Origin of the sequence: Microcoleus sp. D2_18a_B4 (assembly GCF_036702475.1) — a bacterium.
Classification (GTDB): Bacteria; Cyanobacteriota; Cyanobacteriia; order Cyanobacteriales; family Microcoleaceae; genus Microcoleus.
Genome location: NZ_JAUBTL010000003.1, coordinates 42,409 through 68,703 on the forward strand (window position 1 = coordinate 42,409; position 26,295 = coordinate 68,703).

At 44.8% G+C, this 26,295-nt stretch carries 23 protein-coding genes; 11 read left to right on the forward strand and 12 right to left on the reverse strand.

Annotated elements, in window-relative coordinates:
- Window positions 1-548: 548 nt before the first annotated feature.
- From QUB04_RS02620 to QUB04_RS02630, 3 genes are all read right to left on the reverse strand, one after another.
- Window positions 549-1,373 (reverse strand): S1C family serine protease, encoded by an 825-nt coding sequence (locus QUB04_RS02620; protein WP_333280601.1) that lies wholly within the window; start codon window positions 1,371-1,373, stop codon window positions 549-551.
- A gap of 357 nt (window positions 1,374-1,730) precedes the next feature.
- Complete coding sequence (hemC, locus tag QUB04_RS02625) at window positions 1,731-2,702, reverse strand: hydroxymethylbilane synthase (RefSeq protein ID WP_333142452.1); 972 nt, start codon at window positions 2,700-2,702, stop codon at window positions 1,731-1,733.
- A 48-nt stretch (window positions 2,703-2,750) separates the two neighbouring features.
- Window positions 2,751-2,951, reverse strand: a complete 201-nt coding sequence (locus QUB04_RS02630; protein ID WP_333280604.1) for a hypothetical protein — start codon at window positions 2,949-2,951, stop codon at window positions 2,751-2,753.
- Window positions 2,952-3,269: 318 nt separating this feature from the next.
- On the opposite strand from QUB04_RS02630, the gene QUB04_RS02635 reads away from it, so the two are divergent.
- On the forward strand, window positions 3,270-3,725 hold the full coding sequence (locus QUB04_RS02635; RefSeq protein WP_333280606.1) for a type II toxin-antitoxin system antitoxin SocA domain-containing protein: 456 nt from the start codon (window positions 3,270-3,272) through the stop codon (window positions 3,723-3,725).
- A gap of 117 nt (window positions 3,726-3,842) precedes the next feature.
- On the opposite strand, the gene QUB04_RS02640 is transcribed toward QUB04_RS02635, so the two are convergent.
- From QUB04_RS02640 to QUB04_RS02650, 3 genes are all read right to left on the reverse strand, one after another.
- Window positions 3,843-4,079 (reverse strand): type II toxin-antitoxin system prevent-host-death family antitoxin, encoded by a 237-nt coding sequence (locus tag QUB04_RS02640; protein ID WP_333280607.1) that lies wholly within the window; start codon window positions 4,077-4,079, stop codon window positions 3,843-3,845.
- 91 nt (window positions 4,080-4,170) lie between these two features.
- On the reverse strand, window positions 4,171-5,175 hold the full coding sequence (locus tag QUB04_RS02645; RefSeq protein ID WP_333280609.1) for a hypothetical protein: 1,005 nt from the start codon (window positions 5,173-5,175) through the stop codon (window positions 4,171-4,173).
- Between the two features lie 145 nt (window positions 5,176-5,320).
- Complete coding sequence (locus QUB04_RS02650) at window positions 5,321-5,881, reverse strand: hypothetical protein (RefSeq protein WP_333280612.1); 561 nt, start codon at window positions 5,879-5,881, stop codon at window positions 5,321-5,323.
- 190 nt (window positions 5,882-6,071) lie between these two features.
- On the opposite strand from QUB04_RS02650, the gene QUB04_RS02655 reads away from it, so the two are divergent.
- The 3 genes from QUB04_RS02655 (at window position 6,072) to QUB04_RS02665 (ending at window position 8,879) form a co-directional block, all read left to right on the forward strand.
- Window positions 6,072-7,157: a T4 RnlA family RNA ligase gene (locus QUB04_RS02655; RefSeq protein WP_333280614.1), complete on the forward strand. Its 1,086-nt coding sequence runs from the start codon at window positions 6,072-6,074 to the stop codon at window positions 7,155-7,157.
- A gap of 159 nt (window positions 7,158-7,316) precedes the next feature.
- Complete coding sequence (locus tag QUB04_RS02660; protein ID WP_333280616.1) at window positions 7,317-8,213, forward strand: phosphatase domain-containing protein; 897 nt, start codon at window positions 7,317-7,319, stop codon at window positions 8,211-8,213.
- A 75-nt stretch (window positions 8,214-8,288) separates the two neighbouring features.
- A complete protein-coding gene (locus QUB04_RS02665) occupies window positions 8,289-8,879 on the forward strand; it encodes a Uma2 family endonuclease (RefSeq protein WP_333280618.1) in 591 nt (196 codons plus the stop codon).
- 152 nt (window positions 8,880-9,031) lie between these two features.
- Here QUB04_RS02665 and QUB04_RS02670 read toward each other — a convergent pair whose 3' ends face one another.
- Window positions 9,032-10,567: a mercuric reductase gene (locus tag QUB04_RS02670; RefSeq protein ID WP_333280620.1), complete on the reverse strand. Its 1,536-nt coding sequence runs from the start codon at window positions 10,565-10,567 to the stop codon at window positions 9,032-9,034.
- 16 nt (window positions 10,568-10,583) lie between these two features.
- On the reverse strand, window positions 10,584-11,315 hold the full coding sequence (locus tag QUB04_RS02675; RefSeq protein ID WP_333280622.1) for a TVP38/TMEM64 family protein: 732 nt from the start codon (window positions 11,313-11,315) through the stop codon (window positions 10,584-10,586).
- Window positions 11,316-11,392: 77 nt separating this feature from the next.
- Between QUB04_RS02675 and QUB04_RS02680 the strand changes: the two genes are divergently transcribed.
- Window positions 11,393-12,421: an isochorismatase gene (locus QUB04_RS02680; RefSeq protein ID WP_333280624.1), complete on the forward strand. Its 1,029-nt coding sequence runs from the start codon at window positions 11,393-11,395 to the stop codon at window positions 12,419-12,421.
- Between the two features lie 269 nt (window positions 12,422-12,690).
- The gene (locus QUB04_RS02685; RefSeq protein ID WP_333280626.1) at window positions 12,691-13,179 is read left to right on the forward strand and encodes a hypothetical protein; all 489 of its coding nucleotides are present in this window, start codon (window positions 12,691-12,693) and stop codon (window positions 13,177-13,179) included.
- A gap of 478 nt (window positions 13,180-13,657) precedes the next feature.
- Here QUB04_RS02685 and QUB04_RS02690 read toward each other — a convergent pair whose 3' ends face one another.
- A complete protein-coding gene (locus QUB04_RS02690) occupies window positions 13,658-14,680 on the reverse strand; it encodes a cysteine peptidase family C39 domain-containing protein (protein WP_333280628.1) in 1,023 nt (340 codons plus the stop codon).
- Between the two features lie 437 nt (window positions 14,681-15,117).
- Here QUB04_RS02690 and QUB04_RS02695 point away from each other — a divergent pair, with 437 nt between their 5' ends.
- Complete coding sequence (locus QUB04_RS02695; protein ID WP_333280630.1) at window positions 15,118-16,572, forward strand: methyl-accepting chemotaxis protein; 1,455 nt, start codon at window positions 15,118-15,120, stop codon at window positions 16,570-16,572.
- A gap of 185 nt (window positions 16,573-16,757) precedes the next feature.
- On the opposite strand, the gene QUB04_RS02700 is transcribed toward QUB04_RS02695, so the two are convergent.
- Window positions 16,758-17,087: a hypothetical protein gene (locus QUB04_RS02700; RefSeq protein ID WP_333280632.1), complete on the reverse strand. Its 330-nt coding sequence runs from the start codon at window positions 17,085-17,087 to the stop codon at window positions 16,758-16,760.
- Window positions 17,088-17,540: 453 nt separating this feature from the next.
- On the opposite strand from QUB04_RS02700, the gene QUB04_RS02705 reads away from it, so the two are divergent.
- Entirely contained in the window at window positions 17,541-18,998 is a 1,458-nt protein-coding gene (locus QUB04_RS02705; protein ID WP_333280634.1) for a CHASE3 domain-containing protein, read from the forward strand.
- A gap of 253 nt (window positions 18,999-19,251) precedes the next feature.
- On the opposite strand, the gene QUB04_RS02710 is transcribed toward QUB04_RS02705, so the two are convergent.
- Window positions 19,252-19,671, reverse strand: coding sequence for a hypothetical protein (locus tag QUB04_RS02710; RefSeq protein WP_333280636.1), 420 nt, complete (start codon window positions 19,669-19,671; stop codon window positions 19,252-19,254).
- Between the two features lie 159 nt (window positions 19,672-19,830).
- On the opposite strand from QUB04_RS02710, the gene QUB04_RS02715 reads away from it, so the two are divergent.
- Window positions 19,831-20,079 carry a hypothetical protein gene (locus QUB04_RS02715; RefSeq protein ID WP_333280638.1) on the forward strand — a complete coding sequence of 83 codons (249 nt, stop codon included), beginning with the start codon at window positions 19,831-19,833 and terminating at the stop codon, window positions 20,077-20,079.
- A 134-nt stretch (window positions 20,080-20,213) separates the two neighbouring features.
- Here QUB04_RS02715 and QUB04_RS02720 read toward each other — a convergent pair whose 3' ends face one another.
- On the reverse strand, window positions 20,214-20,402 hold the full coding sequence (locus QUB04_RS02720; protein WP_333280641.1) for a hypothetical protein: 189 nt from the start codon (window positions 20,400-20,402) through the stop codon (window positions 20,214-20,216).
- A gap of 412 nt (window positions 20,403-20,814) precedes the next feature.
- Between QUB04_RS02720 and QUB04_RS02725 the strand changes: the two genes are divergently transcribed.
- Window positions 20,815-23,580: an HAD-IC family P-type ATPase gene (locus QUB04_RS02725; RefSeq protein WP_333280644.1), complete on the forward strand. Its 2,766-nt coding sequence runs from the start codon at window positions 20,815-20,817 to the stop codon at window positions 23,578-23,580.
- 1,258 nt (window positions 23,581-24,838) lie between these two features.
- Window positions 24,839-26,239 carry a CmpA/NrtA family ABC transporter substrate-binding protein gene (locus tag QUB04_RS02730; RefSeq protein ID WP_333280647.1) on the forward strand — a complete coding sequence of 467 codons (1,401 nt, stop codon included), beginning with the start codon at window positions 24,839-24,841 and terminating at the stop codon, window positions 26,237-26,239.
- Window positions 26,240-26,295 lie beyond the last annotated feature (56 nt).

The window sequence follows — 26,295 nt, forward strand, 5'->3', positions numbered from 1 at the left end:
TGTAGGCTTCGTGTATCATCTGCCGTTGCTCTGTTAGGTATCTCATTACTGAGATTCGTCACTGAAGACGATCCGAGTCTGACACTGCATCTCTAGCTTTGCAGCCTTTATCCCTTCGTAGGGAACCCACGCAGAAGTCCTGTTTCCCAAGACCAAAAACTGTTTTCGTACAACAAACATGGTTTATATTTTACGGTAGGGCATTACCTTGCCAACCAGCGGTCTGTTTTTTCCCCTTTTCTCTCGCAGTTATCCTTGGTAAGCATACTACTGCTACTGTGACCTGTTGTTTGCAGTCGAGTGGGTGGGTCGCAACCACTTATATCTTACAAGTTTTTTTGCTAGAGAAACAGTAAATTGTCGCTCTTTTTCATATACCTTGCTTGGCTTATATCCCAACGCCCAATTGAGTACAATTACAGCGTGGGACTTACGCCAATTGAGTTAAGGAAATAGCGATCGCCTTTTTCATCCCCTCTCATAAAAAGAGCGATCCTCTTCTCCAAACTTCGCCAACGCCCGAATCACATATTACGGACAACTCCCGACTAATTCTGAGAATTGTCCTCAATAGTCTCCTCAAATCCCGCTAGAAAATCATCCAAAGCTTCAGAGGCGATCGCCAAATTAATACTGTCGGCATCTTCCAATCCCCAGGTATTCACACCAACCACTTGACCAGCCATATTAATCAACGGGCCGCCAGAATTTCCCGGATTAATCGCCGCATCAGTTTGCAACACCTTCACCTCAGCAACATCTTCTTCATCGTCGCCTTCTTCATATTCCTCTGGTTCGCGAATTGCACTAATAATACCTTGAGTTACAGTTGAAGCAAACTGCCCCAAAGGATTGCCCACAGCAATTACTCTATCTCCCACTTTCACATCCAAAGACAACTCTAGGGGAGGATATTCTTGGGGAGAATCCACTTGTTCCCCTGTGTTCGGGTCGAAGGTAAAATCGCTAATTAAGAGTAATGCTAAATCTTCTTCAGCATTACCAGTAAACACCACCTCTGCTAATCTCAATTTTCCGTCGTGAGTTTCGACTAAAACCTGTTCGATTTCATCTTCTTCATAGAAGTAATCTTCATCGGCAATATCTTCTACAACGTGATAGTTCGTGACAATTATGTCCGGCGATACAAAGAACCCGCTTCCTGAAGAAATCTCTTCTTCGGTATCCCAATCCATGACGTAAATTGAAACTAAGGACGGCAAGACTTGCTCGACTGCATCCGAAAAATTTCCTGCTTGAGTTTTGAACTCTTTCAATTGCTTCTGCAAAGCTTGTTGGTCTGCTTGCATTTTGCTATAGAGTTGCTGAACCTTTTTCACTTCCAGCTTTAATTGAGTTTCTCTAGCGCTCATATTTTGCCTTTACCTGAAATAAATTGCTGATTAATTTTGGATGTTTGATTGTAGATTGTGGATGGGGATGTTAAGAATTAGAGGACTTACGAAAAAAAACCGGTTTTTACCATAAATCTTGGGCTATACAGCGAGACTTACATCAGAAACCGGGTTACTTAACACCCGTGCGGAGCGTCCTAAATTAGTCAGATATTTTTGAAATCTATCGCGCGAGTCCTACCTAAAATCCCATCAAAAATCTACAATCAGACTGCTACTCTACCTGTTTTGCCAAAGCAAACCGCCTGTTATTTTTATTTTACAAAAGGCGATATATCGCGTCTAAAAGCATTGACAAAGAGATGCGGATCGGTTTTAGGAACCACGTTGAACTTGGACAAATATTTCCTCCAAAATTTCACTAGCACCCTGTTGGCGCAAGCGGTGAGCGAGGTCAATTCCGATCATTTCAGCAGTCTCGGCGGCCCCGGAAACACTATCTTTGACGAATCGCTGGCCGTCGAGACTCGATACCATTCCGGTTAAGGTTAATTGACCGTTTTCTATTTTGGTATTGACGCCGATCGGCACTTGACAGCCGCCTTCTAATTCCCGCAGAAATGCGCGTTCGGCATAACATCTTTGGGCGGTTTCCGAGTGTTCGAGAGCTTTAATCAGTGCCATGATTTCTGTGTCTCCGGCGCGGCATTCGATGCCCAAAGCACCTTGTCCGACGGCGTGAAGGGAGATTTCAGCAGGGATAATTTGGTGGATGCGATCGCCCATTCCCAATCTTTCGAGGCCGGCAACTGCTAAAATAATCGCGTCGTAACCGCCCTCATCTAATTTAGCGAGTCTAGTATTGAGATTGCCGCGAATATCTTTAAATTCAAAATGAGGGAAATGGTGTCGCAGTTGAGCTAGCCGCCGCAGGGAAGAAGTACCGATTACTGAACCTTCTGGGAGGGTGTCGAGTTGCTTGTCTTTGTGCTTAGAGTGAACTACCAAGGCGTCAGCGGGATTTTCCCGTTCGGTGACGCATCCTAAAATTAAACCTTCGGGCAAATTGGTAGGCAAATCTTTGAGGGAATGAACGGCAAAGTCCGTTTCATTGTTAATCATTCCCGTTTCTAATTCTTTGGTGAAAAGTCCTTTATCGCCAATTTTAGCGAGGGCGACATCAAGAATTATGTCCCCTTGGGTGGACATGGTGTGGACTTCAAAAGTGTGTTCCGGGAAGTGTTTCTGTAGCTGTTCTTGCACCCAGTGGGTTTGCACGAGAGCGAGTTGGCTTTTGCGGGAACCGATGCGAACGGTTCGGGAAGGGGCAGATGTGGTTGGAGACATAAGATCGATCGGAGGATAGCTTGAAATCAGCCAATATATTCACCTGATCTAGCGTACCGCAGGTGGGGACTTTAATTGCTGGTTGGGATAATTCGGGCGATAAAATAGAAATACCAGGTTTTGACCGCCAGTAGCAGTGAGTCTTGATGATGTTTCCCATCCAGCATTGGGAGTCGCTGGCATCGGGGCGATCGACATTCCGAAGCAAAGCCTGCCAGCGATGTATGATTTACTGAGATGTTGCACCATTGTCAATAAGCGTTTTAGGAACGGGCTCTGGGGCCCGTTCCACAGGAAAATCTACTCTTTGTGGAACAGGCATCTTGCCTGTTCTTGAGAATGGTGCAAGATGTAATATTTACCTAGGGTAGAGCCGGATGAACCTGGTTGACATGAGGAGTTAGCTTAGCTGCAGCGAGAAAGAATTAGCTCAAAAATTGCGGGATTTGGAGAGAGAAATGTAGTTGCGAGGGGAAAAGGGCGATCGAAATTGCGATCGTACTTCTAAAGCCACCAAATAGCTTAGCATCAAAAGTGAATTTGTCAAATTACTAAAATCCTAAAACTATGAAAAGTGCTCTTGACGTAGCTCGTTACTTTTTATGTCGTGTCGATCGAGAAGCAGGCGATACCATTTCTCCTCTCAAACTGCAAAAGCTCGTATATTACGCGCAAGCTTGGAGTTTAGTATTTAGAAACCAGCCGCTATTTTTTCAAGATATTGAAGCTTGGGTTTCCGGCCCCATTGTCCGCGATGTTTGGGATGAGTACAAAGCTTACAAATATAGCGATATTCCAGCTCCCGATAATTTGGAAGCAGAATTTGATGAAGATGAAATCGAGGTTCTCGAAGAAGTTTGGAATGCTTATGGAGAATTAAGTGCTAAACATCTTGCAGAATTGACGCAATCAGAGACACCTTGGCTCAACGCCCGCAAGGGATTAGAACCTGCGGAAACATCAACTAAAATCATCTCTCACGAGGATATGAAATCCTGCTATGCACCTTTGGTGGAGGCGTAAGTGCAGCTTCCTTGATAAAAGGTCGATTCCCTCCGGGATAGCTTCGCTCGCGCGTACTTTTAGCCCTCAGCTACGGCAATTAATAACTGAACTTTACTTTAATAGTATCTATATAAATCAATAGCGTGCTTCCTCCCTTAGCCTAATGACTTTTGCACTCATTGGCTCGCCCTTGACATTAATGGAGTTTCGGAATGCTTTACGCCTAGCTAACCGCTGCTCCTTGGATAGCGGCGGGACTACGCGAGCTACTACTTGGCCTTCCTGTACGATCGTCACTTCTTCTCCTTTGGCCACCTTTTCCAAGATAGCTTGCAGACTCTGCTTGGCTTCTTCAACGCTAATCGCAGGCATCTCGTTAGTTTTTTAGGTACTTTTTAATTGTACAGCAACGGGATATTTAATGCGAAAAAGGTCGATCGACCTTTTCCATTTCCCGCCAAATTTAACGTTGCCCTGCTTGAAGTGCAGAATTTGCTATCTGGACAACTTCTTGCTGCCGTGCGTTTTTCCTTGTGACTCGGTACAGCACCCCCAGCCTTTGCCACTCAACAAAAGCAGTGCAGTAAGCACCGCAATTATTGAAATAAATCCCCCTGAATCCGCCCGCCAATTCAACGCTTCTGTAAGTATCCTGCGGCAATCGCGAAGGAGGCGAAAACGGTTCATTTCTTTGAGCTTCGATTGTGCCGAAATAACAGGCTCCCGCGCGGCATCCTTTGCCTAAATACATTCCTACAATGTAACCGTGGGAACCTGCTTGCACATCAAAATCAAGTTGCTGAATGTCTGATAAAGGAAGTCTACTCGGAAGAAAAACAGGCACTCGCGTTTTGCCTTTGATTTGTCTAAAGATGTTACTAGCAGGAAAACGACTGTTAGCTTGGTTTGCACCTGGGTTATCGGGGATTGGGGTAAACTTTTGCACAAAATTCCTCCACTGCACAACTCGATTTTTAGCAATGTTAAAAGTGGGAATAGAGTATTTTTCTAGCGCAAAAGAAGGGCGACCATTTTTCAGGTTGAAGCTGCGGCGAATCACTGTACTTTCTGGTTTGCCTAACCCGTAAGCTGTGGCTATGGAACGGGCGAGATTGCAGCTAATTTTGAAGCGTCCCATCTCAATATTGCCATTTTCCGTTTGATAAGACCAAGTGTAACCCTCAGAAGCCCGATCGCGATCGCACAGAAAATGAGAAATCTCAAACATCTTGGCAATATGAACATCGTACAACCGCAACTTACGGCGGCCGACAGATTTTGCAGTGTGGCGATCGGGTACAATAAATTGTATCGGTTGCCAGCTATCTTCAGGGGAATAATTAAACCAGCGGATTTCTGTAATCGGGAGTTCAGTCCTTGCTAACGCTGAGTTTGGTGTCAAAGGTGCGCTCGTAAAAGCAGTCACCACACAAGCAAAAATCGCCGCAAATAGCCATCTTCCCCTCATCCTGATTTCCCCCGAAGTAGGTAAGCGCAAAAAAATATAGCATCTTGTAAAGGGCGAGTGCGAGTTAAGATATATCATACAATAACGGTAAGGTGCGCGCTTACGCACCCTACATATAGAAGTTGTGCCTCCCAGACTGCCAAACTTAACGCTTCCCAGCTTTAATAGCAGAATTTCCTATTAAAATTAAATCAGATTCTCGTCCGTTCTTAATGGCGACGGTATACATAAAACCCTGAGTTTTCCACTGAAGAGTTGCTGTGCAGTAAGCCCCGCAACCGTTATGATAAACTCCTTTCACTCCGCCCGCAAGTTTGACATTTTTTAAGGTCTTAGTTACCCCTTCTAGTTTTGTAGTAAACTCCCCGCCTTTTTGACCTTGAATTGACCCAAAAGTGCAAACAGTCGTACCGCCGCAATCTGGTTTATAGTCGATTGAAATACTATAGCTGTTTGCTTGTGCTGTAGTTGGATAGTACATTTTTTGCGAAAGCGGAATCCTGCTGGGAATAAAAATAGGCACTTGCGTTTTGCCTTTTAACTTTGGCAAAATTTCACTTACCGGAAACGCAGTGCCTCCTTGAGCAATTTGTGTTGTTCCCGATTGTCGCAGCGACAATTGCGAAGATCCAAAAACAACCGAGAGAGGTACTAAAGCAGTCAATACACCAGCAGAAGTAGCCAAAAGTAATAATTTCTTCTTCACGGTCTTTTCCCTTAATATTCCAATAGTTTAGTTGGGTGGCGAACTGCATTCACCTATCTACAACCATAATTCAAAATACCAAATTAACACTTGCTTTTCCGGGAAAAATGTTTTTTGACTATCTTGACAAGGTTGCCAGAATATGAAGTCATATATAATATAGAGAAGGCGAGCAATTTAGGAGTCTATCGTGGAACTGCAAGAGTATTTGCGCCAGTACGGATTGGAAACTTTGTCCGAAACTTATCATATCAAAGTTACCCGCCACCGCCAATATCCCGATTTAGTCTGTCTGAAATACTCACAGATAGAATCTCCCCTAGGCGAAAAAATAGTCCAGCAGTGCCGAGGCATTATTTTAGATTCATCTCAAGATTGGCAGATAGTTTCTTATCCCTACGACAAATTTTTTAATTACGGAGAAATTCACGCCGCTGCAATTGATTGGAAAAATGCCAAAGTCTACGAAAAACTAGACGGTTCTCTGACTGTACTGTATTTTTACAAGGAAGAATGGAGAGTGCAATCCAGCGGTACTCCCGACGCCGCCGGCGAAGTTAATGGTTTTGGATTCAGCTTTGCCGAACTTTTTTGGAAAGTCTGGCAAGAATTGGGATATCAATTGCCACAAGAAACCGACCAGTGTTTTATCTTTGAGTTGATGACGCCTTACAATAGAATAGTTGTCCAGCCAAAAAACAATCAAATTGTGCTGCACGGGGTTCGCAACACTCAAACGCTGCTAGAAACCGATCCGAGTATTTGGGCCAATAAATACGGCTGGGAATTGGTAGCATCCTATCCTTTAACTAGCTGGAAAGAAGTTATCGAAGCGGCTCAACATTTAGATCCGATGGATTCGGAAGGGTATATTATCTGCGATGCTAACTTCAACAGAGTTAAAGTAAAGTCTCCGCAATATGTCGCGATTTCCCATCTGCGCGAAGGGTTTTCTACCCGCAGGATGATCGAGATTGTTTTAACTAATGAAGGAGAAGAGTTTTTAGCTTATTTTCCTGAGTGGAGTGAGTTGTATCAAAAAGTTAAGGACAAATATGAATCTTTGGTTGAAGAAATCGAGGAAGCTTACCGACAGCACGAACATATCGAAGTTCAGAAAGATTTTGCCTTAGCTGTGAAACATTTACCCTATTCCGGGATTTTGTTTTCTTTGCGGGCCCGAAGAGTTGCGGGAGTGAAAGAAGCTCTCCGCGATGTTACTATTCATAAAATAGAAGAGTTATTGGGTTTAGATTACCTCCATTTAGGTTTGTAGAAGAAGGAAGGCACTCTAAGAGATTTTGACAGGGCTACACGGATTAATGATCGAGCGTGAGGCAAATGTTTAAGAAAGAGGGAAGAGGGAAGTTCGGCAACGGATTATGTAACGGATGTAACGGATGGAATGAAGAGGTAAGTATTTAAACAATGCCCAATGCCCAATGCCCAATGCCCAATTACCAATTACCAATTACCAATTGCCATGAAAAGAGTTATTGTACTTGTCGGTTTACCTGCTTCGGGAAAATCTCAATTTGCTAGGGAATTGCTGCTGTCTGAACCTGCAAAGTGGGTGCGTAGCAATAAAGATTTGCTCCGAGAAATGGCTCACGCTTCTCATTGGTCGCAGGCAAATGAAAAGTTTATTGTGCAGTTGAGAGATACGATTATTTTGATGGCTTTGGAAAGCGGCAAGCACGTCATTGTTGATGATACTAATTTCGGCCCTCACATCGAGCATATCAAGGAGTTAGTTAAAGGGAAAGCTGTTGTCGAAGTTAATGATTCTTTCCTACAAGTTCCGGTTGAGGAATGTATTAAACGGGATTTGAAAAGGCTTAACTCGGTGGGCAAAGATGTGATAATGAAGATGTACAATAAGTACGTGCGGGTTCCCGTTGTGCCGCCGGAATATAACCCGGATTTGCCGGATGCAATTATTGTTGATATGGACGGCACATTAGCGCTTCTCAATGGCAGAAATCCTTTTGATGCTTCTACGTGCGATCGCGATTTGCCCAATCCGCCGGTTTTAGATACTGTTCGCAAGTGGCAAACCAGCGCTAATATTATCGTAGTGTCGGGGAGAACGGATGATTGTCAGCCTCAAACTGAGAAATGGTTGCAGCAGTACGATGTCAATTATGCTGCTCTTTATATGCGGAAAACGGGAGATATGAGGAAGGATTCGATTATTAAAGAGGAATTCTATCGGCAGCATATTGATGGAAAGTATAACATAAAGTTTGTCTTGGACGATCGCCAGCAAGTTGTTGATATGTGGAGAGGCTTAGGATTGACGGTATTCCAAGTAGATGAAGGGGATTTCTAAGGCAGGGTTTGTTTGCGCGGGCGATCTCCCAACTCCTAATGCTACACTCAAAGTAACATTGACAAAAATTTTGTTATGATATCCATTCCCCAACCACCCCAAAAAATGACCGTTGAGGAATATCTCGAATGGGAAGCTCAACAAGAGATTCGCTACGAATATGTCAACGGCGAAGTTTTTGCCAGAATGGGCAGTACAATTCCCCATAACGATATTGCACTTAACTTTTACAGGAACTTGCGCCCGCATCTGCGTTCCAGAGGCTGTCGGATGAACGTGTCAGATGTGAAATTGCAAGTTAACTTTCAAAGCCGTTACTACTACCCTGATGTGATAGTCAGTTGCGATCCAGAAGACATTAATTCGCGCAATTTCATTCAGAATCCTAAAATCATTGTGGAAGTTCTTTCTCCAAGTACAAGTGCTAAAGATCGGGATGAAAAATTCACTTGTTATCTAAAAATTCCGACTTTACAAGAGTATATCTTGATTGATTCACAAAAGATTTTTGTTGAGCGTTACTGTCGGGGAGAGGGGAGAATGTGGCTGTACTATTCTTACACTGCTGGGGAGATTATCACTTTATCAAGCATTGAGTTTGATTTGCCCATCGCACTTTTGTATGAAGGTGTTGGATTGGAAACACAAACAGAAACAGAAGCATAAAAACACACTTAATTTTGCACCTGTTTCATGAACAGGCAAGATGCCTGTTCCACAAAGAGTGAATTTTCTTGTGGGGAGTTGGGGTTGGGCTTCGACGCCGCCCATAAAAGCCGATAATGAACAGGCAAGATGCCTGTTCCACAATTATTTATCTATCGCGTCCAAGCCAGCCATTTATTAAACAAATTTTTCACAAACGGCGTCAAACGAGTGCGATTGTAAGCATCTCCCGCTTTCCGAATTGCATCAGCTTGTGTTGGATACGGGTGAATTGTGCTAGCAATCTTTCCCAAACCAATATTGTTAACCATTGCCAAAGTAATCTCGCTGATCATATCCCCAGCGTGGCGCGCTACAATAGTTGCACCTAATATTTTATCGCTGCCTTTCTTGACGTGAATTTTCACAAATCCTTCCTCTTCGCCGTCAATAATTGCCCGATCGACTTGACTGAAAGGAATTAAAAATGTATCGATATCAATGTTTTTTTCCTTAGCCTCGTGTTCCCCAATTCCGACGCGCGCAATTTCCGGGTTTGTGTAAGTACACCAAGGTATCGTCAAAGCGCTGAGCTTTTTGCGCCCGAAAAATAGAGTGTTTTGAATTACCATCCTGGCGGCAAAATCAGCAGCGTGAGTAAATTTATGTTTCATGCAAATATCGCCGGCGGCATAAATGCGGGGATTAGTAGTTTGCAAGTTGTCGTTGACAAATACGCCCGTGTGTGTATCGTATTCAACGCCGATCACCTCCAGATTCAATCCTTCCACATTGGGCGATCGCCCTGTACTCACAATAATTTCATCTACTGTTACCGATGCTTCCTTACCTTGAGATTTATAATAAATTACTTTGCCTGCATTTGTTTTCTCAACGCGCTCTATTGTGGATTCTAGTATTAGTTGAATTTCTTCGCGTAGAAAAGCCTGCTGCACGATTTTAGCAGCATCCGCATCTTCCTTATCTAAAATCTGAGCATTTTTGTGCAGCAATACGACTTCCGAACCCAGCCGCCGAAAGGCTTGAGCCAATTCGCAGCCGATCGGCCCTGCACCAATTACAGCTAAGCGTTGTGGCCTTTCCGTGAGGTTAAAGACAGTTTCATTTGTTAGATATCCAGCTTCTTGTAAGCCGGGAATTTGTGGTTGTAGCGCCCTTGCACCTGTGGCAATTACTGCTTTTTTAAAGCGGAGAGTTTGACCTGCAACTTCTATGGTAGAATTGCTACTAAAACGACCCGAACCTAAAAAAACATCAACTCCTAATTTGTACTGGTAGCGTTCAACAGAATCAACATCGCTGATTCCCGCCCTGATGCGGCGCAGCCGTTCCATCACCGCCGCAAAATCCACTTCTGCACCGTTAGAAACATTAACACCAAATTTATTGGCTTCCCAGATATCGCCAACAGTGCGAGACGATCGAATTAAAGCTTTTGACGGCACACAACCGACATTCAAACAGTCGCCGCCCATCAAATGTTTTTCAATCAAAGCAACTTTCGCGCCCAAACCTGCGGCACCTGCAGCAACAATTAATCCAGCGGGCCCCGCGCCAATTACTACTAAATTATAACTGCTAGCAGGCTGCGGATTTACCCAATCGGGGGGATGCAAATAGGAGACTAATTTCTGGTTGTGCTCGTCCATCGGGGGGACTGTTACGCGATCGACTTTTGACTGCGACATTGGCAAATTATCCTAATTAAATACTTTCTTCCAAAGCTTTGCTGGCTAGGCGAGTGATAAATACCGTAACAGCGACTGTAGCCAGAAAACTGATAATATTAATTAACCATTTTACTGCGGAATCTTGAGGACTTGCATACACAGTGGCCGTGCCTATCGCAGCAACCTCTCCCACCAAAGAACCGGAGTAAACGTACATAATTGTACCCGGTATCATGCCAAAGGAACCCAGCACGTAATCTTTCAAAGAAACTTGAGTGATTCCCAGAGCGTAATTCAATAAATTGAAAGGAAATAAAGGACAAAGACGAGTCAAAAAAACTATTTTTAATCCTTGTTGGGAAACTGCGCGATCGAGAGCTTTAAACTTGGGGTGAGATTCCATATATTTTACCACGCGATCGCGGCACAAATAGCGCCCGATCGCAAAAGCAAATACAGCACCTAAAGTCGAAGCCGCAAAGACGTAAACCGAACCCCACCACAAACCAAAAATCGCCCCCCCTCCCAGCGTCAGTACCGAACCCGGTACAAACAGCACAGTAGCCAAGTTATAAGTAGCTACAAAAGCCACTGGCCCCCACCACCCTAAATCCTCGATCCGCATTAACAGAGTTCTCAAAACATCTTGAACGTAGGCGGATCTAGTTGCTACAATTAAGAGAGCGAGCAAAAGGGCGATCGAAAAAAACAACACTATGCGTTTAAATTTTACCCTAGCATAATCTTGGATTCGTGCTTTTGTCATGATTAACCCGCAAATATTTATCAGCATTATACTGCAAACTTAAATTATTACTGTAAACTACCCTAAAAGCGATCGTCATGACACCAAAAGCCCAACTTCCAATCCCCGAACATTTTGACCACGAAAAATTAGGCGAAGTCTGGCGAGTACCCTACCAAGAACGCGCCGCCCAAGCGAAAGATTGGGCAAAGCAGCACAACATCCAACCAGCAACCAGCGACAAAAACCGCATTTGTTTGATGATAATCGATGCCCAAAATACCTTTTGTCTGCCCGAATTTGAATTATTTGTGGGCGGGCGTTCGGGTAGCGGTGCCGTTGATGACAACCTGCGGCTGTGCGAATTTATTTACCGCAATTTAAATGCAATTACAACCATTGCGCCGACAATGGACACCCACACCGCCATGCAAATTTTTCATCCAATCTTTTGGATAAACGAAGCAGGCGAACATCCCCTACCCGCCGCAACTTCTATTACACTCGAAGATGTCCAAAAAGGCATTTGGAAAGTCAATCCAGCCGTCGCCGATAGCATCAGCGGGGGCAATTTTTCAGCACTGGAAAAACAGGCTTGCCACTACGTCAAAAAACTCAGCGCCGATGGGAAATATCCCCTGACAATTTGGCCCTATCACTCAATGTTAGGTGGCATCGGACACGCGCTGGTTTCTGCGGTGGAAGAAGCAATATTTTTTCATACTATAGCCCGCAACAGCCAAGCACTTTTTGAAATCAAAGGCGGGAATCCACTGACTGAAAACTATTCGGTTTTGCGGCCGGAAGTGTTAGATGGATTCGACGGCAATCCGATTGCGGAAAAAAATGCTAAGTTTATTGATAAATTGCTCGATTTTGATGCGGTAATTATTGCCGGACAAGCCAAAAGTCACTGCGTTGCTTGGACAATTGATGATTTGCTGACTGAAATTTTGGCGCGAGATCCGAATTTGGCAAAGAAGGTTTATTTGCTGGAAGATTGCACTTCGCCTGTGGTTGTTCCGGGTGTTGTTGATTTTACGGAACAAGCAGATGCAGCTTATCAAAAATTTGCGGCGGCGGGAATGAATGTGGTTAAATCTACTGAGTTAATTTTGGGCGATTAAAGACGAATGTTTTCTGTTGGGTTTTCAGTGCAAAAAAAGTATACATTATGAACCCTAGGCGGTAATTTTTGTTTGCTTGGCACTCTGCTGCGATCGCATTTAACTGATTACTTATGATATCATATAGCAATCCTAAATCATTTGTGAATTTCTTACTCCCTCCCCTTGGTAAGGGGAGGGTTGGGGCAGGGTAAAAAAATTACGACCCGGCAAGGATTGCAATATTCGGTAAATCACTTACTAGAGAAGTGTAATCAAGGAGTTTCCCGATGATTGAAAGCGAAATTTATAGTGTTGGTCTTTTTCGGGATGCGAGTGTGCGAGCAATTTCCAAACTCTCGGTAGCCATCGCCACGACTCTTCTGAGCACATTTGTAACTGCCACCCAAGCCTACGCAGTTCCCGTCACCTACGATTTCACCATCACTGTTACCAAAGGCGGGTTAGCGGGCAATTCATTCAACGGTTCTTTCAGCTACGATGATGCCAAATTGAAGGGAAAAGGAGTGGAAGAATTGGGAATTACTGACGGATTAACGACCTGCCTAAATTACCTTGGACGCACTTATCGCGAAACCGATGATACCAGTTATCCTAACTTTCCTACACTCAGATTTGAGGAGGGCAAGATCACACAACTAGACTTTTGGATTCAGCCGAATCAGCGAGTTAATTGGTGGAATTTACCGGGATGGGAAGTCAAGCTGTCTGAGCCTAAAATGGGCGATTCAACTGTGCCCAATTGTCAAAAACGGTGAGGCGTAGCAAAGGTGCGATCGACCGTAAAAATATAGGAGGAATTAGATGTAAGCTGTTGTGCATTTAAATTGTATATTTCGAGTCCCGATCAAAAATCGTCAAATCCTCTCCCCCGATCCCCATCGGATCCTCTCCCTCTCTAATACCATAGGCAATCTAGATGCAACACAGCTTAACTGCCTACGCTTACGGTAATTTCATGCAGCCACGCTACCAATGTGCGATCGTCGATCGTCGGCTAGGGCGATCGAATCTTTGCGATCGCTAGGAACGAATGATATCATGTGCGATCGAGCGATTAAAAGGGCGGGTTTTTGAGATTGTCAATTATTGGCAGATATTTTCCGTGAACCCGCCCCTACCGTATTATGGGTAATAGACCGGAAATAATATGACTCAAAGATTGTTTGAAAAAAACCGCATGATTCCTCTTCTCTGTCGGTCAATAGTGCCTCTGCGGTTGACGATTTTCAATAACTATTTCCCATCCAATCTGGGGACTTCTTGCAAAAAACTGCCGCTCAACATTAACTCAGTCATCCGGTCTAAGTTGCCGCTGACTTGCAATTTTTTATCTGTTTGAAAGCGCTCGATATCTGCTTTTAAATTGCCGCTATTATATCCTAATTTACTCAAATAGTCAATAGCTTGTTTGTCACTTAACAAGATATCCGCCGATCGAAAAATCGGCACGTATTCCTCCCGCCAAACCTGGGCAAAAGTTGCCCTATCTAAATAGAAAATCCTGCCCCGCGCCGGGTCTCCAATGGCAGCTACACTGTCATTCATTCCCAGCAAAGCCACCGCGTGCGGTAGCTTCCGAGGGCCGTCAAACAGCCAAACTGCTAGGACTCCGGGGCGATTAATTTGCTGAATTTGCTCCCAAGTTGGCGTTAGTTCGATCGCATTTACGCCCAAAGCTCTTGCTGCTATAATTAACTGCGGCATCGAAGTTCCCAAGCGACTCGTGCCGGCAAAACGCGCTACATTCGATTCCGTCGCATCGATTCCCCAACGCCTTAACACTGTTGCTAGGGCGGCGGGGGCGCAACTGCTGTTAGATGTTTGCCGAAATACACCGTTTGGCAGCAAATTATCTATTAAATCATCGTAAATTGGCGCCATAAAATAGTTTTCAGCGCCTGTAAATCCTCCCAATCCCAAGCAACCAATTAAGATTACTGCGATTACTTGGGGTCGCGCTGTCAACCAACTTATACTAAAGCCAATACCGCAGACTCCCATCAGCATCACTCTGAGCAAAGTCCAAGTAACTCGCATCCCGTGAAAGCGCCACTCGATCGGCAAAGCAGGCATTTGAGGCATATTTAAAGCCAGTAGCAGCAAGGCAATATAAAAACCCAAAAACAGCAGGGCGATCGAGTTTCTGCCCTTGAACAAATCATTAGCCGTCACTCCCGATCGAACTAACACTCGCCCGAACCGCATTCCCCAGACAAACAGCACCGAACCCAGCACCAGCGTCACTACTATTTCCATGACCTTAAAATTTTGTTGCTTAACGCTAGTTGTAACATTTATGCGATCGACTTGAACCCCAATCAATAACGGGAGAGAGGAAAAGTGGGAGGGAGGAAGAGTGGGGGAGAGAATTTGACGATGTTGGGGTTTCGTTCCTGAATTTCTCGCTACAATCGAATAAACAGGATTTATCCAAAATCGAAGCAGATAAAACAACCCTTAATTCTCAAGACTTTGAGCTGCATAGCTTGCTCGATATTAAGTTTTTTCAGGTTTTTCTTGATGAGTCTGAGTCAATGGTTGAGAATGAGATAATTCCGCTACCTAACCCAACAGGAGATATTGCCATGTTTGCCAACTTAAAGCTGAGAAACGGGAGGCGGCTAGGATATGCACTTCCCATTGCTTTGAAGGGGCTTAATTTGTTCGTTTTTTAAATATAGGAAAAATTTAAGATGATTAACTTCAAATCCACCAAATTAAGAGAGCGTATTCTGTGGGGATATTCCCTACCGATTTTGCTTTCAGTTGGAGCAGCTACTTTGGTTTTCTTTAATGCTAAAGAAGTAGAAGAAAAAGCAAAAGTGCTAAATAATTCTCATGCTGTTGTTATAGCATTAAAAGCTCAACAGCTAGGATTTGCAGGTATGCAAAAAGCTGCTCGTGGGTATTTTTTGGCCAAAGATAGTGCTTTCTTAACTGAATACAATGAAGAGGCAAACAGCTTTGACAAATCCTATCAGTATTTACTTAATCGGGTACAAAACCCGCAACAGCGCCAGCGGCTAGAGGAAATGAAGGTCTTAAAAAATCAGATAGAGCAAGGCTATAAACAAGCCTTTTCTTTGGTTGCTCAAGGTAAGCAAGACGATGGACTTAAGTTCTGGAAGACACAAATTGTACCAAAGCTTCGTCAGGTTGATGCTATAGCTAAGGAGTTTCAAAGCACCGAGGAAGGGATTTTAATTGAGCAAGAAAAAGAGCAAATTCAAGCTTTGCAGTTCCTGACTACAGTGGTGATTTTAAGCACTGCTTTAGCTGCACTTACGGCAATTGCGATCGCTCTGTGGATTGCTTCAGGCATTGCAAAGAGCATGAATCAGTCAGTCAATATGATTGTTAGTTCTTCGACAGAAATTGCGGCCACAGTAGAACAGCAGGAACGCACAGCCGCACAGCAATCGAGCTCTGTAAATCAAACGACAATCACAATGGATGAGTTGGGCGCGGCTTCCCAACAATCAGCCCAGCAAGCCCAAGCTGGTGCGGAATCTGCACGGCTTGCTTTAAAGAGCACTGAAAGGGGAACCCTAGCAGTCGAGCAAACCCTGGAATCGATGAGAATATTGAAAGAAAATGTCGGGGCAATGGCGGCACAAATTCTGCAATTGAGCGAACAAACCCATCAGATTGGCAATATCTCTACGGATGTCACAGATTTAGCAAATCAAACAAATATGCTGGCACTGAATGCCTCAGTAGAAGCAGTCCGGGCGGGCGAAAACGCCAAAGGTTTTACTGTCATAGCCACAGAAATCCGCAAACTAGCAGATAAAAGTAAGAAATCAGCCGAGAAGATTAACCGCCTTGTCTATGACATCAAGAATGCGATAAATTCCACCGTAACGGTGACAAAGGAAGGTACTAAAACAGTAGAAGAAGGAACAAAAATTAGTCAAGAAACAGCAGCAGCTTTCTCGGAAGTAGCAAATGCGGTTAACAATGTGGTATTGAACAATCAACAAATTTCTCTAACGGCTCAACAACAAGCAGTTGCTATTAAACAAGTAGTGGATACTATGAACAGCCTCAACCTATCTGCCCAAGAAACCGCTAGTGGTATTACTCAAACCAAAGTAGGCACTCAACAATTGAACGATGCAGCCCAAAATCTCAATTCAATTGTCTAAAGGGTGCTCAGTGTTTTGGGCTAGCAGACTAGCAATTGATATAGCCTTTCGAGCTCTCATATGAGGTACTCATGGGCATAGGGCATAGGCCTCCGTGGGCATAGGCCTCCGTGGGCATACCTCACCACGCTTGAGAACCGCTATAGCATTGAGTCTTGAATTGATCGGGCAGCCCTCCCAGCTTGTCAAACCTGCGGCATCCAAGTCAAAACGATCGCACGCGAGTGCATCGCCAAAGCCAGGGCGATCGAATTTCTGCCCTTAAACAAATCCTTCGCAGTAACGGACGATCGAACTAACACTCGCCCGAACCGCATTCCCCAGACAAACAGCACCGAACCCAGCACCAGCGTCACTACTATTTCCATGAACTCAAAATTGTGTTGCTTAACGCTAGTTGTAACATTTATGCGATCGACTTGAACCCCAATCAATAGTGAGAGAGAGGAACACTGGGAAAGAGAAACTGTGGGGGAGAGAATTTGACCACCAATTTCAAAGGTGGTACCCGCCACGTGATTTATCCGTGGAATCAATCCAAAATCGAAAATCAGAAGAGCCCCCGCATTTATCTCGCGCAAGTCAATCGAAAATCTCAAATCTAAAATCTAAAATCGATTGACGATTTTTGGGTTTGGTTCCTGAATTTCCAGCTACAATCGAATAAACAGGATTTATGCAAAATCAAAGCAGGCAAAACAACCCTTAATCCTCAAGACTTTGACCTGCATCGCTTGCTCAACATTAAGTTTGGCCAGATTTTTATTGATGAGTCTGAGTCAATGGTTGAGTTAGTAAAGCAAGGAAAGCAAAAAAAAACGCTGGAAGTTTTTCCCACTAAAAAACGGGGATTAATTATGAATTAGTATTAGGGATTAAATAACTACTTGGGTGAAAAACATCAGGACATTATTGACGCTGCAACTTCCCCACAAAAGTCAACAACGAATCAAGGAGTAGAAAGTGCAATGTGGCACAATATTATTCGGCTTAGTAAAGTAGTTCCCTTGGGCTTCGGCTCAATTTTTTTCTTAATGATTAGCATCGGATTTGCCACTAAATTGAGTATGGATAATTTAGCCGAAGCTATTGAGTGGCAAACGCACACTTATGTAGTAAAGACAAATTTGCAAGCCCTAGAAAAAACTTTATTGGATGCTGAAACAGGACAGCGGGGGTTTATCTTCACTGGTAAGGAGGAATTCTTAGAACCTTATAAAAAGGGTCAATTAGCATTTTATAAAACAGCTAATGAGACAAAAAAGTTAATAAAAGATATCCCTGAACAAGTTAAAAGTTTGGAGCAAGTTGAAAATTTGGGTCAGCAAAAACTCGATGAATTAGCGGAAACTATATCCCTCAAAAGGGCTGGTAAAGAACCAGAGCTAAGAGCGTTGGTGATTTCAGGTAAAGGCAAGATATTAATGGATGAAATTAGGGATAAGCTGGCCGAAATGCTTACGGTAGAAGATGCTTTACTGGTTCAACGAACAAAATTAGCAAAACAGTCGGAGCAATTAGCGACGATTGTTTCTATAGGAGGTACGGCTGTTGCTGTAGTAGTGGGTTCATTTATTGTATTATTTATTTTTGATAAAATTATCCGACCAATCAATCAGGTAGCAAATACGATCGCCAGTTCTTCCACAGAAATTGCGGCCACAGTAGAACAGCAGGAACGCACAGCCGCACAGCAATCGAGCTCTGTAAATCAAACGACAATCACAATGGATGAGTTGGGCGCGGCTTCCCAACAATCAGCCCAGCAAGCCCAAGCTGGTGCGGAATCTGCACGGCTTGCTTTAAAGAGCACTGAAAGGGGAACCCTAGCAGTCGAGCAAACCCTGGAATCGATGAGAATATTGAAAGAAAATGTCGGGGCAATGGCGGCACAAATTCTGCAATTGAGCGAACAAACCCATCAGATTGGCAATATCTCTACGGATGTCACAGATTTAGCAAATCAAACAAATATGCTGGCACTGAATGCCTCAGTAGAAGCAGTGCGGGCGGGCGAAAACGCCAAAGGTTTTACTGTCATAGCCACAGAAATCCGCAAACTAGCAGATAAAAGTAAGAAATCAGCCGAGAAGATTAACCGCCTTGTCTATGATATCAAGAATGCGATAAATTCCACCGTAACGGTGACAAAGGAAGGTACTAAAACAGTAGAAGAAGGAACCATAATCAGTCAAGAAACAGCAGCAGCTTTCTCGGAAGTAGCAAATGCGGTTAACAATGTGGTATTGAACAATCAACAAATTTCTCTAACGGCTCAACAACAAGCAGTGGCTATTAAACAAGTAGTGGATACTATGAACAGCCTCAACCTATCTGCCCAAGAAACCGCTAGTGGTATTACTCAAACCAAAGTAGGCACTCAACAATTGAACGATGCAGCCCAAAATCTCAATTCAATTGTCTAAAGGGTGCTCAGTGTTTTGGGCTAGCAGATTAGCCATTGATAGCATTGAGTGATGAATTGATCGGGCAGCCCTCCAAGCGTGTCAAACCTTCGGCATCCAAGTCAAAACGATCGCACGCGAGTGCATCGCCAAAGCCAGGGCGATCGAATTGCCTGGTAACACAGATCCCGACTCTGCCTCCAATTTTCATGCTAGAAGAGCGATGATCGGGCTCTGGACATCGGTTCCCTGGAAGAGCCAGGGAACCAGTTATTTATGGTTTATTAGCAAGGGGGCGATCGCGTAAATAAACCATAAATAAGATCACCATAGATAAAACGCAAGAAGCTTTCCAAACAAATAACCACCAAGGACTCCACCACGCGCCGGTTTGTACTTCGACAATATCTGAGCCACCAAACAACAAAAAAATTAGGCTAGTAATCAGGCGATTAATTCTGGTTCTTCCTGATGTTTTTCCGGCATTAATAGCGAAACCAATCGCAAACAAAAACCAGAGTAATGCTTCAAGATAATTGCCATATACATAGATTTCCTCTAATAATTTAGCTTGTGCTTCAGCTTGTTCTAAAGAAGCGGGATTTAACATGAGTTGCCATGAATAAGCACCACCTATGCCGAGAAAAATAAATATAATTGTTAGTCTTATTGCTGCACCTTTTGTCAAATTCATAAATTAATTTTTAGGGTGGGTTAGGTGGTAACTATATGGGCAAAAAAAAGTTAATTCCCGTCTTATACCAATTTAATGTGAAGCAGACTAGCAATTGATAGCATTGAATCATCAATTGCGATCGCAGCCGTCCAAGCGTGTCAAACCGGGAGCATCTCAATGAAAGCAGCAAAGCTCGAAATTGGAATTAGGAGTCAGGAGTCAGGAGTCAGGAGGAAAGAAGAAGAAGGAAGAAGGAAGGAGGAAGAAGGAAGGAGCCATAATAAGTGTTTTTACAAATATGAGATGCTCCCGTCAAACCTGCGGCATCCAAGTCAAAACGATCGCACGCGAGTGCATCACCAAAGCCAGGGCGATCGAATTTCTGCCCTTAAACAAATCCTTCGCAGTAACGGACGATCGAACTAACACCCGCCCGAACCGCATTCGCTCGACAAACAGCACCGAACCCAGCACCAGCGTCACTACTATTTCCATAAGTTCAGAATACGATCGCTTAACTCGGTTTTAACTCACATCTTGCACCATTCTCAATTACTTGTTTAGGAACAGGCTTTTCGGCCTGTTCCACAAGAAAATTCATTCTTTGTGGAACGGGCATCTTGCCCGTTCTTGACAATGGTGCAAGATATCAGTTTTAACTCATATGTTGCACCATTCTCAATAAGCTTTTTAGGAACAGGCTTTTCGGCCTGTTCCACAAGAAAATTCACTCTTTGTGGAACAGGCATCTTGCCTGTTCTTGAGAATGGTGCAAGATATCAGTTTTAACACGCTTTGCGATCGATAACTCCTGACTCCTGCTCAATAATGAATCCGTGTATCCGTGACTTCCCTGTCGTGCCTTTCTTCAACCACACCTAAAATTTGCAAAATGTCAAGGGATTCCATCGACTTTTCCCCACCTTAGCCACCAAGTCCCAAACAAGATTTAGCGCCGGGAAAAATTCCCCAAATCTCTTGCAACAAACGACCACATCGCTTGTAATATGGATCTAAGTTACAGCCCGTTAAAGCAATCAACAAACAATTAAGCCGCTCAATATATTCACGCTCCAACGAGCGATCAGTTGTATTGAGCGCGCCGCGCCTATTAAGGAGCGCTCAAAGCTCGTCACACACCCCAAATATTCAGCAAGAATCATGCCATCAAGAGCCGCCAACGATGTAGACGTAGCAGAGCAATATTGGCACTACCTAGAAGTATCCAAGCTTGCAACTATCTTAGAAACCAACCTGGAAAGCGGTTTAGAACCGACAGAAGCCAACCATCGCCAACAGAAATTCGGGCCCAACGAACTAACTGTTAAAGCAGGGAAACCAGCCTGGTTAAAATTTATACTGCAATTTAACCAACCCCTCCTGATCATCTTGCTGAGTGCAGGTTTAATCAAAGCAGTGATCGGAGAATGGCTAAACGCTAGCGTAATTTGGGGCGTAACCACCACCAACGCTACTATTAGTTTCATCCAAGAAGCTGGAGCCGAGAAAAAAATTGAAGCCCTAGCCCAAGCTGTCACCACCGAAGCCACAGTCATTCGGGGCGGCAAAAAATTAAGAATTCCCTCCAAAGAACTCGTAGTCGGGGACTTAGTAACCCTGACTTCCGGCGACAAAGTACCGGCAGACTTGCGCTTAGTGAAAGTGCGCGACTTGCAAATCGACGAATCGGGACTCACCGGGGAATCTGTTGCTGTCGAAAAAGAATTAGGACAATCTGGAGACTTGGTTCTGCCACAAGAAACGCCACTAGCAGAACGGGATAACATGGCCTATGCCGGCAGTTTTGTCACTTTTGGCCAAGCTAGCGGCATCGTAATTGCGATCGCCAATAAAACCGAAACCGGCAAAATCTCCCAACTATTAGATCGGCACATCGATCTCACCACCCCCTTAACCCGCAAATTCAACCAATTCAGTCAAAACTGGCTGTTATTCGTGTTGGGAATGGCAACCTTGACCTTCGCAGTCAGATTGGGCAGACCTGTCCCAGAGGGGGTTTCAGCCTTTAAAGAAGCAGTCGAACCCGCAGTCGCGCTGATTGTCGGCGCAATTCCCGAAGGCCTACCCGCCGTTATCACCGTCACCCTAGCCGTAGGCGTTTCCCGGATGGCAAATCGCCACGCGATCGTCCGCAAATTGCCCGCAGTGGAAACCCTCGGCGGCGCTACCGTCATCTGTTCCGACAAAACCGGAACTTTGACGGAAAACGAAATGACGGTGCAAGAAATCTATTCTGGCGGCGAATCCTACTCGGTTACGGGTACGGGATACAGCCCCGAAGGTGAAATTCAACTCAACCAACTGCCAATTACTGTCAGCCAAACTCCAACTTTGCAAGAATGTTTGCAAGCTGGACTCCTTTGCAACGACTCTCAGTTGGAATTCAAAGACGATAATTGGATAGTCGTCGGAGATCCGACAGAGGGAGCGTTAATTGCTGCAGGCAAAAAAGCTGATTTGAGCCAGCAAATTTTGTCCAAGTCAATGCAGCGGCTGGATTCAATTCCCTTTGAATCTCAGTTTCAATACATGGCGACGCTGCACCGAACTCCCAGTGGCAAAATTTTGTACGTCAAAGGTTCAGTAGAATCCATTCTCGGCCGCTGCGGTTCCAGTCTCGATACCCAAGGAAATCCGGTAGAAGTCGATCGCGAACAAATCCACCACCAAGTCGATGAAATGGCAAAGCAAGGCTTGCGCGTCTTGGCTTTAGCGAAAAAGGCAGTACCGCAAAGCCAAAATTCCGTCGATCACTCGGATTTGGAGTCAGGGCTGGTTTTCTTGGGACTGCAAGGCATGATTGACCCGCCGCGGGCAGAAGCGATCGCAGCCGTCCAAGCTTGTCAAACCGCCGGCATCCAAGTCAAAATGATTACCGGCGACCACATCGCTACAGCCAAGGCGATCGCCCGCCGCATGGGATTCCGCAAAACCAAGCACCACAGGGAACTTGTAGCCTACACCGGCGCTCAACTCGCCGCCATGAGCAAGCAGGAACTCGGCGAAGCCGTAGAAGCCGGCTCAGTTTTTGCCCGCGTCGCCCCAGAACAAAAACTCCGCCTCGTAGAAGCTTTGCAAAATCAAGGCGAAATCGTGGCGATGACGGGAGACGGCGTTAACGACGCGCCGGCGCTGAAACAAGCGGATATCGGTATTGCGATGGGCAGCGGTACGGAGGTTTCTAAGGAAGCCGCCGACATGATTCTTACCGATGATAACTTTGCGTCGATCGAATCTGCTGTCGAAGAAGGGCGATCGGTTTACAAAAATCTGCTCAAAGCAATCAGCTTCATTCTCCCAGTCAACGGCGGAGAATCGATGACAATTTTGCTCAGCACCCTCCTAGGTCGAGAATTGCCGATTTTGTCGCTACAAATTCTCTGGCTGAATATGCTCAACTCGATCACCATGACTGTGCCCCTGGCTTTCGAGCCCAAGTCAGCGGGAGTCATGAAACAGCAGCCCCGACCGGTAAACGAACCTTTCCTCACCGGAAATCGGATCAAGCGGATCATCGCTATTTCTCTTTACAACTGGACTCTGATTTTCGGAATGTTTGAATGGGTGCGCCAAGCTCCTTGGGGAACCTTGGAACTGGCCCGCACGATGGCAATTCAAGCTTTGGTAATGGGGAGAATTTTTTACCTGTTGAGTCTCAGCCAGTTGTTGCCTTCTTTGATTGCTAAGTTTAGCGGTTCTAAGGAAGAAGTTAGCGGTGCTCCCGCCCTCGGTGTGGGAATTGTCCTGGCGGTGATTTTGCAGATCATCTTTGCTAATTCTCCGTTTGTCAATAGCATATTTGAGACGGCTCCGATGAATCTGGATCAGTGGTTGATTTGCTTCGGCGTAGCCCTACCGATGATCGGTGTTGCTCTCTCCGTCAACCGCTTTGATCCACCGAACTAATCGAACTTGTAGGTACTGCCACCGATTATAGCAATCCTAAATCATTTGCATAATTATTGTAGGGGCAATCCGACCCCTACTCCCCGTGGTTGCCCGATAGATAGGGGGTAGGCACGGGGAGTAGGGGTAGCACTACCCCTACAAATTTATCTGAATCATTTAGGATTGCTATAGTAATTTCGGGTGTTGAGAAACCGGGTTTCTTGAAGAAACCCGGTTTCTCTGTTTTACAGAAATCGAACCTAAAAACCCACGTCATATCATATCCGTTAAATTACTTAGGATTAAGCGCCAATTTTAGTCCACCAATGAAAACCAGTTAACCCTTTGACAACACCCAAAGCGTAAAAAGTTAATTATTTCTGTATAATAAACTACAATTAGCTTAAAAAAAATAGACATATATTAACAAAGTAAATGTGCAGTGGCTGCGATGTTGGCAACTTATTGACAAGAGATTTGAAGGCGGCCCGATCGGCCTTCGCTACAACCCTTACCCAGCAAGTCTTGGTTTGAACCAGTTTTGATAAGCCAACCAGAGCGCCCTGACCAACGGTTCGTTATCGATAGGGCGAGCCCAAAAGATTTACTTATCAAATGAATTTAATAATTGTTTTATAATTTGTGCAAGAGTAAGGTAGAGTTAATTATCAAGCCAAGAAAACGTGCGGCTCGCAAAAAGTCAGAAACCTCAGCTATCAGGCGTGAGGCTTGAAAGAGAAATCTAACAGGCCATTCTGACCAGACTAAGCTTTAAATAGCTACGTTATTTAGGTCACGACACCCTGGGATGCGAAGCTAGTCCCTTGCTCTGTCGCTAGTGGTTAAACAGTCTTAAGGTCACTGAGACAGTGCTGCTAGCCTAACAAGCCTTTATAACTTTGTCGAAGCTAACTTTACCCCAGAAATGGGAGTTTGGGGCAACCATTCCCCAAAAATCGGAGAGGTTGCATAAAATTCCCTCTCCGACCCCGAAAGGGGATTTAATTCCATGTAAAGCCGTCCTATAAGGACGGGGCTTCAGACCCAGTTTTTTGGTGAGTTCACACAACTCGGCCGCTCGAAATATCGATAATCAAAAAAGTCAAATCAGCAGGGATAGTTTAAAGAATTATGCTAGCGATAAATCTTTTGCTCCCTCCTGCCAAGGAGCGCTCAAAACAGTTCGCTAAATTCCATTAGCGAACAGAAAAAAAGCGCCTTGATAAACTTCAGTGATGTCGTTACAGAAGATTATGAATTGCAGCGAGGCTAGACTATGACAAAATTTTCAGAGCAATTTTCTCGGCGTAAATTTATCGTTACAGCAGGTGCATCTGCAGTCAGTTCAATACTGCTCAAAGGGTGTTTGGGAAATCCTCCCGAACCGGGTGCTAGTGCTGGCGGTGAGGCCGCTGCTGGTGGCGGGGCAGTGCCGGTGGCAACCTCAGCAGTTGCTGTTGCCAACGAGAAAAGAGTAGAAGGAATTGAAAGCACTAAAATCGCATTGGGATACATCCCGATCGTGGAAGCAGCACCTTTAATCATTGCCCAAGAAAAAGGCTTTTTTGCCAAATACGGCATGACTGAGGTAACAGTTGCCAAGCAAGCCAACTGGGGTTCGGCCAGAGATAACGTAGAAATCGGATCTGCCGGGGGCGGCATTGACGGCGGTCAGTGGCAAATGCCGATGCCTTATCAAATTAGTCAAGGCCTGATCACCAAAAACAGCACCAAAATCCCGATGTATGTTCTGGCCCAGTTGAACACTCACGGAAATGGAATTGCGATCGCGGCCAAACACCAAGGCAAAGGCCTCGGGCTCAAACTAGACCAAGCAGCCCAAGACTACATCAAAGGTTTGGCGCAAGCAGGCACTCCCTTCAAAGCAGCCTACACCTTCCCCAAAGTCAACCAAGACTTGTGGATTCGCTACTGGCTTGCAGCTAACGGCATCAATCCCGATACAGATGTCAGCTTGCTAACAGTACCGGCTGCCCAAACCGTGGCCAACATGAAAACCGGAAGCATGGACGCTTTCAGCACCGGCGATCCTTGGCCTTTGCGGATCGTCAAAGAAAACATCGGCTTCATGTCAGCGCTAACTTCCGAAATCTGGAAAGCTCACCCAGAGGAATATCTAGCAATTCGCGGCGACTGGGTAGACAAGCATCCCAAAGCCACAGAAGCCCTGCTAGCAGCAATCATCGAAGCGCAACAGTGGTGCGATAAGCCAGAAAATCGCGCCGAATTAGTTGCCATTGTTTCGGGCAAAAACTTCTTTGACGTATCTCCGGCTGTTTTGACTCCTCCCTATGAAGGCAAGTACGTCATGGGCGACGGCAAACCAGACATCAACGACTTCCAGAGGAGTCCGCTGTATTGGAAAGATAGCGTCGGCAACGTTTCTTATCCCTACGCCAGTCATGATTTGTGGTTCATTACCGAAAGCGTTCGCTGGGGTTTCTTGCCAACAAAAACCTTGGCCGACAAAAAGACACTCATCGGTAAAGTCAACCGCGCCGATATCTGGAAGAACGCAGCTAAATTAGCCGGAGTTGCTGATGCTGATATTCCGAAAAGTACGTCTCGCGGTATTGAGAAGTTCTTTGATGGCAAAGAATTCAACCCGGATCAGCCAGAAGCTTATCTGAGCAGTTTGGCGATTAAAAAAGTGTGATGGGTAAAAGCTTCCCATAATTTAGCCTCAAAAATTTAGTCTCGAAAGAAAACACC

What these genes read in the sequence shown, in the direction of transcription:
- QUB04_RS02675 (WP_333280622.1), bottom strand. Translation starts at nt 11,315, where the DNA reads ATGACAAAAGCACGAATCCAAGATTATGCTAGGGTAAAATTTAAACGC.
- QUB04_RS02720 (WP_333280641.1), bottom strand. Translation starts at nt 20,402, where the DNA reads ATGCCTGTTCCACAAAGAGTGAATTTTCTTGTGGAACAGGCCGAAAAG.
- QUB04_RS02725 (WP_333280644.1), top strand. Translation starts at nt 20,815, where the DNA reads ATGCCATCAAGAGCCGCCAACGATGTAGACGTAGCAGAGCAATATTGG.
- QUB04_RS02695 (WP_333280630.1), top strand. Translation starts at nt 15,118, where the DNA reads ATGATTAACTTCAAATCCACCAAATTAAGAGAGCGTATTCTGTGGGGA.
- QUB04_RS02690 (WP_333280628.1), bottom strand. Translation starts at nt 14,680, where the DNA reads ATGGAAATAGTAGTGACGCTGGTGCTGGGTTCGGTGCTGTTTGTCTGG.
- QUB04_RS02660 (WP_333280616.1), top strand. Translation starts at nt 7,317, where the DNA reads ATGCCCAATGCCCAATGCCCAATTACCAATTACCAATTACCAATTGCC.
- QUB04_RS02670 (WP_333280620.1), bottom strand. Translation starts at nt 10,567, where the DNA reads ATGTCGCAGTCAAAAGTCGATCGCGTAACAGTCCCCCCGATGGACGAG.
- QUB04_RS02710 (WP_333280636.1), bottom strand. Translation starts at nt 19,671, where the DNA reads ATGAATTTGACAAAAGGTGCAGCAATAAGACTAACAATTATATTTATT.
- QUB04_RS02620 (WP_333280601.1), bottom strand. Translation starts at nt 1,373, where the DNA reads ATGAGCGCTAGAGAAACTCAATTAAAGCTGGAAGTGAAAAAGGTTCAG.
- QUB04_RS02685 (WP_333280626.1), top strand. Translation starts at nt 12,691, where the DNA reads ATGATTGAAAGCGAAATTTATAGTGTTGGTCTTTTTCGGGATGCGAGT.
- hemC (WP_333142452.1), bottom strand. Translation starts at nt 2,702, where the DNA reads ATGTCTCCAACCACATCTGCCCCTTCCCGAACCGTTCGCATCGGTTCC.
- QUB04_RS02630 (WP_333280604.1), bottom strand. Translation starts at nt 2,951, where the DNA reads ATGGTGCAACATCTCAGTAAATCATACATCGCTGGCAGGCTTTGCTTC.
- QUB04_RS02645 (WP_333280609.1), bottom strand. Translation starts at nt 5,175, where the DNA reads ATGAGGGGAAGATGGCTATTTGCGGCGATTTTTGCTTGTGTGGTGACT.
- QUB04_RS02680 (WP_333280624.1), top strand. Translation starts at nt 11,393, where the DNA reads ATGACACCAAAAGCCCAACTTCCAATCCCCGAACATTTTGACCACGAA.
- QUB04_RS02665 (WP_333280618.1), top strand. Translation starts at nt 8,289, where the DNA reads ATGATATCCATTCCCCAACCACCCCAAAAAATGACCGTTGAGGAATAT.
- QUB04_RS02705 (WP_333280634.1), top strand. Translation starts at nt 17,541, where the DNA reads ATGTGGCACAATATTATTCGGCTTAGTAAAGTAGTTCCCTTGGGCTTC.
- QUB04_RS02715 (WP_333280638.1), top strand. Translation starts at nt 19,831, where the DNA reads ATGAAAGCAGCAAAGCTCGAAATTGGAATTAGGAGTCAGGAGTCAGGA.
- QUB04_RS02640 (WP_333280607.1), bottom strand. Translation starts at nt 4,079, where the DNA reads ATGCCTGCGATTAGCGTTGAAGAAGCCAAGCAGAGTCTGCAAGCTATC.
- QUB04_RS02730 (WP_333280647.1), top strand. Translation starts at nt 24,839, where the DNA reads ATGACAAAATTTTCAGAGCAATTTTCTCGGCGTAAATTTATCGTTACA.
- QUB04_RS02635 (WP_333280606.1), top strand. Translation starts at nt 3,270, where the DNA reads ATGAAAAGTGCTCTTGACGTAGCTCGTTACTTTTTATGTCGTGTCGAT.